Source organism: Pseudoalteromonas holothuriae, assembly GCF_945859825.1.
Taxonomy (GTDB): domain Bacteria; phylum Pseudomonadota; class Gammaproteobacteria; order Enterobacterales; family Alteromonadaceae; genus Pseudoalteromonas; species Pseudoalteromonas holothuriae.
On record NZ_CAMAPC010000038.1, the window covers coordinates 1 to 10,125 of the forward strand.

2 protein-coding genes are annotated in these 10,125 nt (G+C 42.3%); both read right to left on the minus strand.

Annotation, left to right across the window (positions count from 1 at the left end; all coding sequences use genetic code 11):
* Window positions 1-603 precede the first annotated feature (603 nt).
* The gene (locus tag OCI93_RS20555) at window positions 604-1,332 is read right to left on the minus strand and encodes a hypothetical protein (RefSeq protein WP_261595493.1); all 729 of its coding nucleotides are present in this window, start codon (window positions 1,330-1,332) and stop codon (window positions 604-606) included.
* A gap of 126 nt (window positions 1,333-1,458) precedes the next feature.
* On the minus strand, window positions 1,459-9,972 hold the full coding sequence (locus OCI93_RS20560) for a putative Ig domain-containing protein (RefSeq protein ID WP_261627211.1): 8,514 nt from the start codon (window positions 9,970-9,972) through the stop codon (window positions 1,459-1,461).
* Window positions 9,973-10,125: the final 153 nt, after the last annotated feature.

The window sequence follows — 10,125 nt, forward strand, 5'->3', positions numbered from 1 at the left end:
CCCGCTGGCGTATGCTTAAATTGGTGATAGGTGTAACGCGCTACGTTCCCCGCTGAATGATAGACGTAGTTGCTGGTATCACTTAGCGCCCTTAAATCTTCACTAGACCATGCATTGTTAGAAGCAAATAAAAGTGGATGTCTGATTTATTCCCTGTTCCCAAACTCACCTGTCTTTTACGTGCCGTAGCCATGTTAGCTGCCTATCTTTTGACCTTATAGATAAAAGATAGGCAGTGAATGAAAATGAAAAACCAGCAAATAAAAATGGGTGTCATGTTTATTCTTCTATCCCGTTATGGGCACGGCCATACAGGCCGAGTGAGTGAATTATTTTTTAGGGAATGCAGGCTCGAAGCTCATTAGGGGCACTGCTAAATGCAGTTAAGCCCGAATATATGTCAGAGCAGCGTTTTACATTGCACAACTGGTTGATTCAAAAGCTAAAAATTAAGCAGGCAAATAATATAAGAAAGGCACGAGGCGACTAAAAAGTCACCTCGATTGGTTAGTATTGTTTGACAAAGGCTGAGCGTCCATATATGTCTTGTTTATTTTTATTCATTTAAAAGAAGGAATCAACGACTCTGCTCCCTTTAACTTCTTAAGTGCCATCGAACTCTTTTATTTTGCTTAGACCAGCTCTGAATGTATAAATTAAATCTAACCAATATGAAGAGGTAAAGATCCATGCCATACCTCCACAAATCATTAGTTCTAAAATATATAACAAGTAAACATCAATCGACGTTCCTGAAAAAGCACTGCCTAAAGCAGCCCCTATACCAATGATATAAACACTAATTTTTTTTATTTTGCTGGAAGTTGTAGACGAATAATCATTAATTTCTTTAGTAACTTCATATTTACGTTTGTAATTACAATCCCATTCACCAACTTTTATTCGACCGCACTTTAAAGCGTTACGATATGATGTATCACCACTAATAGAGTTTTTACAGAGAGAAAACACAATTAGTATAAATATGGGCAGCACCATTGCATACGACACTGTAGTAGTAAGCTGATCATTAATTAAAAAATAAGCTACACTTTGCCCAATAATTATCATAGATAATGTTAACAGCCCTCTCCATAAGACAAACTTAAATGAGTTAATCATTTTATTTTTATAAAAATAAAATGTTCCACCTACTTGTAAGCTGAATATTAATAAAAAAAGCCAATGAACAACCTTTAATTCATTTGTAGTTACATTTGAATGTAATGTAGGAATTAAAGTAGCAAACAAAATAACCATAGCCCCATTTATGTTCTGTAACTCTGTTACAGGTTCACTGTATTCTTTTAAGGTAATTGGTGTTTTATCCATTTAAAACCTACTTCTCTTACTGTTTGAAAAACTAAAAGTTATTGAGTAAACAATATAAAAACCAAATTAACTCTGTTAATGGTTAGAGTTAATTTGGTTATCCAAAGTATAGCCCCAACCTAGAGCTTAATCTCTAAACCCCAAAGGTTTATATACACCATCTTCTATAAGATATGAAACTCCCCAACCGACTGCAAAACCAACACCAGCACCAATCAAAGTGCCCACAATTGGTATAGTGGTACCTATAGTTGCTCCTGCTGCCATAGATGACATCGCAAGCCCAGTTACTGCGGCTGTAGTGGCTGCTCCAGCATACCCCCCAGCAATACCAGCTACACTTCCTTTTGCTACATCCCATTTAACATCATTAGCAAAATCAGAACTAATAATATTTTTATTTGGATCTAAACCATAATCAAGAGTACGTCCTGCAACCGCAAAGCCAGCCCCCCAGAAACCTCCAGTTTTAGCTCCTGAGTTTAAACTTCCAGATAATTGCGCCAATTTAACGTTTGTTGAAAGTGAAGGTTTGACCTCAGAAATATAATTTCCAGAATTTAAATTATAGAGTTGCCCATAACCTTTATTTGTAAATCCAGTAAAGCCATAACCTTTAGGAGTATTACCAAAACCATACATTAAGCTCTGACTAGATTTTGGAAAAGAACTATAAATATCGCGACCGATACCCATACCAGTGCCTATAATTGCACTCTTACCTAAGACTTCACTTAAAAATGGATGATCTTTTTCAAATTTATTCCAAGATGAATTAACTTGCGATAAAAATGATTCTTGCTCAGGTGTAGTTACATTGGAAGGTCTTTTTAATAACTCAGGTACACCATAAATACCATCACTATTACGTAATGTAACCTCGGTTGTATTACCTAATAAATGTTGCGTTTCAGCAACTAATTGATTAACCCGATATGTTGTTTTCTGACCATGCAATGTTTTAGCGGCAATATCAGCGCTATACTTTGCACTCAATGCATTAAGCCCACTTACGTCTCGCGTTCTATCCCTTACACTCACTTCCGTTGGAGCAGGTACTTTATTAGCAGCATCTAATCCTGCTGCATTACCTGTTTGCTCCGCAAGTTCAGCAATACGAGCATCAGTCATCGCATCTGTTTTATCTGAAATACCTTGCATCGCAGCAGCTAACTTAGCTCTGCCTTTTTTCTCAGCTTCAAACATTTGTGGCGGCTTACTTAATCCGCTAACGATAGAATTACCAATCGCATTGCCAAATGCATCTACCGCAACATTACCAAAGTTCCAACTTGCCTGATTACCAAAGAGCTTGTCTGCGCCGTAACGCACACCTGAGTTTACTATACCTGTTATTGGGTTCATAGGGCTTTGGCCTATTACCCCTGAATCTCCCGTTATGGCTGAACTCAGTGCTGATGCGGCTACATTGCCCCATCTAAAGCTTGCTTGGTTGCCTACTAATTTATTGGCTGCAACGGAACTAATTGCTGTTGTTGTGCCTTGTACTGCCGCTCTTCCTGCTAAATGCCACCCGCTTGCGCCATCTTTAACTGTTCCCAAAGCACTGCCCATGCCTGCCGTAGCGCCCGCGGTTAAGCCTGACGCAAATGCATTTTTCAGTGAGAAGCTGTCCACTGCCCCCATGGCTTTACCCACAACTTGTGATACCGCCGAGCCTACAAAACCGCCAATTGCCGCAGAAGCTGCTGCTGCACCAAATGCTGCTGCACCTGACAGACCTGTAACTGCTCCTCCCATAGCGGCAACACCCGCAGCACCTACGCCACCTGCCGTTGCTGTTGCACTAAACATTGCGGTCGCTGCACCTGCTGTATAAATAGTCGCTACCACCGCAACCGCTATCATAATAATACTGGCTACGGCATTACATCCGGCCTGTGGCGCTGGCGGAATATACGGCACTGAGGGGTCTGTGCTGCCTATTGCATCACCTAAGTTCATAGGCTTAAAGCTATCATGGCTGTTGAACTGATTGGCTCTGGCAGGTATATCCAGTTGGCTGCCCTCTTCAAGCTTTGAGCCTAGCCCTATGCCGTTGGCATCGGCTATTAAATACCATAAGCTTTCACTGCCGTAGTATTGTTTTGCAATACTCTTTAAGCTATCTGCTGCGTCTTCTTTCGTTTCTCCTGCAAGTACCGTGTGGCGCGCCATAATGCTGGCATCTTGGCTAGTTGGTGCGCTAAAGTGATTGTCTTTTATGGTATTAATACCCGACTTACTTAGCTCGCCTAAGTATTGCCCGCCGCTATGAATGTAATAGCTGCCTGCTAAGCGGTTATTACCCACTGAGTCTTCTTCAAACCCCACATTTTGCGCTACCGAATTATCCCAATCAATCACCTCTCCTGTGCGTGCGTCACCCGTTTGCCCGAAGGTATCAAAGTCATCTGCGCTGAGTAAGTGGTTTTGCTCACCTGTCACTTTTGAAAGCAACTTACCTTCAGCATCAAAACGCATATAGCGAGCGTTAACCTTTTGGTTCGTGCCCGCTAAACGACTGTCGGTGATGTTTTCTTCTATACGTGTACGGTTACCGTTTGCGTCGTAACTAGTTTTGGTCTGTGAATCATATAAATCTTTACTACCCTCATGCACAACATCACGCTTACCTTGTGTTACGGTCTCAACATACTCTTCTCGCCCTTGATACGTTTTATTAAAGTGACGAATTAATAAATTAGACCCCGCTGGCGTATGCTTAAATTGGTGATAGGTGTAACGCGCTACGTTCCCCGCTGAATGATAGACGTAGTTGCTGGTATCACTTAGCGCCCTTAAATCTTCACTAGACCATGCATTGTTAGTATGCATAATTTTTAGCGCAGGATTGTTTCCGCTCGGCTCTGAAGGGTGTAAATTTACATACGAGTCTAGCTTTACTTTAACCCCCTCTCTCAAGCCTTGTTCACGGGTACTTATCAACTCACCCGACTTATTATAGTCGGTCTCAGTAATACTTCGAATTTCACCGCCGTAGTATAATTTGGTGGTCCAGCTATAAACGCCTTCTGAGTCACTTTGCTTATGTGGTGAATAAATATTGGCATCAAAGTAATCACGTTTTTCTGTCACCATGCCCATGGCGTTATAGTTAAACTGGCTCGCTAAACGCCAATTTTCATGTACCGGATTGTTCGCAAGCGTACTGCGCATTGAAAACAAGTCAGAGTTGTATTGATTAAAGTAATCACGAGTTGTAGATACCTGACCCCAGCTATTGTACATAAAGTGCTGCGCTCGGGTGCCTTTATCACCAATCACTAGCTGCTGTTGCCCTGCTGCATTATAGGTAATATGTTGTCCTTGTTTGTTTATGCCTATTTGGTTATTCCCTAAACTGCCACCATCCACCACAACACGGTTGTTATTATCGTAGGTGAACCAATATTTTTTAATATTTAATTTGCCTTGTTTGTTGCTGGTGTTAGGCACCGAGGTTGGTTGTACATTATTAGCTATCATTGGCGTACTTTGTGCTCGAAGCATAATCGCTTTTGGTAAGCGACTCGAGTCTGCATGTCTAAACGACACGCCCGCTGATAATGCGCTAAAACTCATGATTTCTGGCCCACCTGGTTTGGGAATGCCCCAAATTGGAGTTGGCTTAGGCACTGTTATTATTGGTGTTGGTTGTGGTGTAGGCACAGGCACTGGTATAGGCACTGGTACAGGTGCTGGTACAGGCACTGGTACAGGCACTGGTACAGGCACAGGTGCAGGTGCAGGTATAGGTGCTGGTACAGGCACTGGTATAGGTGCTGGCACAGGCACTGGTATAGGTGCTGGCACAGGCACTGGTATAGGTGCTGGTACAGGCGCTGGCACTGGTACTGGTACTGGCTGAGGTACATACCCAGTTATAAATGGCACAGAAGACCATTCACTCCATTGCATACTGTCATTTTGCGCGCGCACTCTAATCCAATGATTGCCTGCTGTCGTCATAGGCGAAAACGACACCGTTCGTCCAGAACCAGACACGCTTAAATTGGATGAAGATTGCCATTCATACTGCACCGCATTGCCATTTAAATTGCCAGAGGTTGCAGTTGCGTAATGACCAACTTGCACTCTGTTGCTCGATACGGTCAAACCCGGGCCGTCAAACGGCGAAGAAACATCAATATATCGAGTAATTACACCACTTGACTCACCTTTAGCATCTATCACCTCTAAGCTAACATACTGCTGGCCACTGCCAACCGCTTTGATTGTTACGCTAGCACCACTGCCAGACTCTTTAAGACCTTGAGATGTCCGCCATTTATAGGTAAATGCGGTGTCGTTAACATCAGACACGTTGGCAGTAATGGTAATTGACTGCCCTGTTACCATGCCGTGTAAGCCACTTATTGATGCGATGGGCGCAGTAGACGATTTAGTAACGGTCACTTTCCGTTCAACCCATTGGCTCCATACATCATCCGAGTCCAGTGCACGCACACGAACAGTACCTTGACCCAAGGTACGTCCTTTTAGGCTAATTGACGAACCACTACCTACAATGTATAAGTTGCTCGATGTATCCCACTGGTATTGCTTAATGTATCCATCACTGTCTGAGGCTGTAACGCTTGCAGTAATAGACTTACTTTTCTCCACCGTACTATCAACAGTCAATGCCGAGATAGTGGGTGTCATATTCTGTTGAGCGACAGTAACACTATATGCATAACGACCTTCGTTTATCCATCTGCCAAACTCCCCTTCATATCTTTGCACTGTCACCTCAAAGCTATATGGTGCACTTCTAGCATGTGAAGCTGTTGGGTTAATCGAGATTGCAGTAGAGTTAGCTGCGCGTACAAAGGGCGCATTATTAGCGCTCAATTTTAGCCTCATTCCTGAGTAGTTTGCGCCAAAGTCTGCGAGCGACAGTGTTTTGGATGCTGGCAGCTTCATATTAAGTTCACGAATGTTACTCACGGTCACATGAATACTTGCCTCTGCATATATATTGTGATTGTTTTTGTCATATGCTCGAACCTTTAAGCTATGATTACCAATGTCAGACTCATCTAACTGGCCAGAAATCACACCTGTTACATTGTTTATTTGTAAATCACCTAAACCGTTTACCAGCGTATATCGTAGCTCACGATTTGAACTGTCTTTTGTAAAATAACTTGAAATAGGTAAGTTAACATAGTCGGTTTCGAGATGCCTTTGTCCTGGAATACGCTCAGCTTTAATAGGCACCACATATGGGGCTATTCTAATACCAACCGTTGCTATGACGCTATTAGCTGGGTTTCTATGCTTTTCGGTTGCCGTTATATAGGCCCTGTAACTACCATAGCTGCCGCCAGTTGCCGTACCATTTACCGTGCGACTTTTATCCAGAGTGCCATGGAAATACCCCCCTTGCGCATTAAAAGACAAGCCACTCGGTGCTGAGCTTGGTTTATATTTATCTTCCCCTGACTCATAAACAAGTTTTTCATATCTAACGCTATAAACCAGTGCATCTCCATCTGGGTCTGAGAACAACCCTGTAATACTGCCATTATTTATATCTATGACCTCATTCTCATCCCAATCCCTAGTTGAGTCTGCCGCTGTAGGTGCTCTATTTGGTGTTTGGGTGTCGAGCACTAATATTCTGAAAGTACGTTGCTTTTCCATTTCATAAAGGCCATCTTTATACTTTGATACTACAGTAAATGTGTATAAACGAGGCCCATCTGTTGGACTGGGTTTAAGGGTTAGTGTACCCGCGCTATTATTTATAATTGCAAATGACGGCTTTTCATCGACGTCAATTTCATACCTTGCTCCTGATGGCTGTCCATCTTTTCCATGCATATCTTTTAAGTTAAATGTTTCTTCCACTCCTTCATTTATCTCAAAATAGGGAACGTCAAAAATATTAAGATCGAATGTCGTTGTTAAACTTATTGAGGCGTCACTCACATCTACCGCAGTGACGGTGATTGGCAAAGCTCGATAGTTGCTGCTCGCAACATCAAAGCCTGGGGCGCCATGAATTCTGCCGTTAACTTCGTCTATTTCGAGTTTACTAAGCGCACTGGGTAGCTCGAATTCGAATTTAAGCTTTCTATCTATGCTGTCTGTTTTAAAGTAATTTGCAATGTTGACATCAACACCAAGCTCGGTGCCACTTTGATTTGGAATGTAGCTACCATTTTTAAGCTCAATGGGTGCTTTATAACCTGCTATTATTATTTCAATACGCTTAGATGCGACATTGGCTGGGTTGCGATGTTTTTCAGTGGCGATAATATCGACCTCATAAACGCCCGCTGCTTGGCCAATATTTGGTGATATTGACAAAATCCCCGCTTTGGACAGCGTAACGCCTGGGATACTGGTTTTACCATCATGCATTCGCCTTATATCTGCTGTATATTCTAATTCATCATTGTCAGGGTTATTAAACAAAGATGAGACAGATATATCTGAATAAGTGACACCTTCTTTGAAACTACTGGGGAATCCCGCACCAGACTTGGCCGTATGCGCTTGGTTTGGCGTCTGGGTGTTATTAACGTAAACATAGTAATCTCGCGTACCGCTTGTGCCCATATCGGTATTTATTTCGGTAGCACGAACAGTAAAGTGATATAGGCGCCCATTCGCATTAACGCCACCATCTCCATCTGTATCCGTTGGCGTTAATACTAACTGATTTCCTTCAAAGTGATGATCAGGGGCAGTACCTCTTGATATTTCATAAGAGAACATTCCACCATCAGCAATATCTAATAAAGACAATCTGCGAGGCTCGGCCCCTTCATCGATAGTAATGTAAGGCACATTATGGATATTGAGATAAAAACTTGATTTAGTGGAAATCTTATTATTATTTCTGTCTGTTGCTATAACTTCGATAGATTTCACTACCTTACTTTTATTTGTAGTATTGAGGCCGGGCACGCCAGATATTAAACCACTGTGCGCATCAATACTGACGTTTTCAGGTAAACCTGATGCTGAATAGGTCAACTCTCTGTCAGTTGGGTAGGTGTTGAAAAAAAGGCTTATATTATAATCAACGTCATCCGTTTCTTTTCGCGTTATAGTGGGTATTTTCCGTGCACTAATTGGCGGCTGGTAATCATCAACTTTTATTGAAAATGTTTTTATAGCCGTGTTTGGCTCTAACCTATTACTTTCTGTCGCGATCACTTCAACTTTGTAAGGATTAGAATTAGAATCTCCCAGCAGCGGGCTAATACTCAGTACATCTTGCTCAGGTGAACTTCCTTTAGCAATTGAGACCCAGTTAGCTGACGGTAGTTCTCGGGTCTTGAGTTCAAACTCACCCCCTACATTTTCGTAGTACTGCTTATAAACCTTAACCACATAATTTAATGGGTCTAAATCGTTATTTTCAAAATAGTCTCCCAACCTAATCTCAAGTGCTCCATTTTCCATTACACCGCGACTTATAACCCCCCCCGTTGCATTAAGCGCTTGGTTTGGTTTGTGCGTATTATTAACAGTGATATGATAAAAAGCTTCATGCCCTGAAATAACCCGATTTCCCGCCTCTGGGTTTGACTCCATTAGCTCTACCAACAATGAAAAGCGCTTAGAGCTTACGTTTTCTACTAATTCGGCAGGCATAGTAAAAGTGACACTACGCTTGTCTTCGGACAATGTTGCAAAATGTGCATCCCCACTTAGCCTCAACGTTCCTGAAGCCAATAATGCTTGAAACTCAGGTTTACCCACCAAAGACGGAAAAAACTCCTCAAGGGTCATTGTCGTTTTTTGTTCCTCATCAAATTGCAACCTTTCAGTGTTTTTAACGAGTAGCTCAAACTGAGTTAGGCGCTCAGCCGTTTCATCATTCTTATCTAATACTCTTACCTTAACCGTATAACCGCTATGGCTGTCATAGGACAGCGGGCCCGAAATAACCCCTTGATTATTGATTGATAAGTCACTTAACGCCGCTGGTAAGTCAATAAGCTCAAACTGAATATCTCGTGTTTGTGGGTTGCTTATTGCAAAATATTCACTTAAATCAATATTAACCGACTCACCCTCCCTTTGCTCTTGTTTAGGGATAGGTTTAATTTCTATCGCCGCAGGGATATCTTCAATCTCGAAGATAATTTCGCCTTTGTATACTTTATTTGGCTGCTTGGTGCTATCGGTGGCATTAATGTACAGTCTGTACACTCCGGATGAATCATACGATGGTGTGCCAGTTAAAAGTCCAGCGCTGGTAAACTCAACATCTTCAATGCGAGGGTCATGTAACTGAGCCCAAATTTCGGGGTTGCTGGTACTTTGTATGGCAATTTTATCAATTGAATAACGCAGGCTATCTATTTGTAGCGCTTCAAAAAACTGTGCAACACTACCCGTGTCACTATCAAGCTCGGTGTTCTCTTGTGCGCCAACGAGCTCCCCGTAAAACACATCAGGTGGGTTGCCTGTTATCTCACCGAGCAAGCCGTTTTCAACGCGCATACTGCGGCGGTTACCTACTGCGTCGTACTGATAGGTTACTCGTGAAATCGTTTGCCCCTCTTGCCAAGGCGTGGTTACTTCAACAGTGTCACTATCTTTGAACACATTCGTTGTGGTGCTTTCAATCCTGCCATGGCTATCATAGTTGGTGATAGTTTGCTGGCGCATTATTCGTTTTAAATCATCTTGTGTTTGGGTTTGCTCAAGTATCCTGCGCCCTGCCTTGTCGTATTCAAAATACGAGTAAGCCCCAGTGGTTTCATCTTTGATGGTTTTTAACCAGCCGTTATCGTAATATGTGTAACGTACCTTTTGACCGTG

What these genes read in the sequence shown, in the direction of transcription:
- OCI93_RS20560 (WP_261627211.1), bottom strand. Translation starts at nt 9,972, where the DNA reads ATGCGCCAGCAAACTATCACCAACTATGATAGCCATGGCAGGATTGAA.
- OCI93_RS20555 (WP_261595493.1), bottom strand. Translation starts at nt 1,332, where the DNA reads ATGGATAAAACACCAATTACCTTAAAAGAATACAGTGAACCTGTAACA.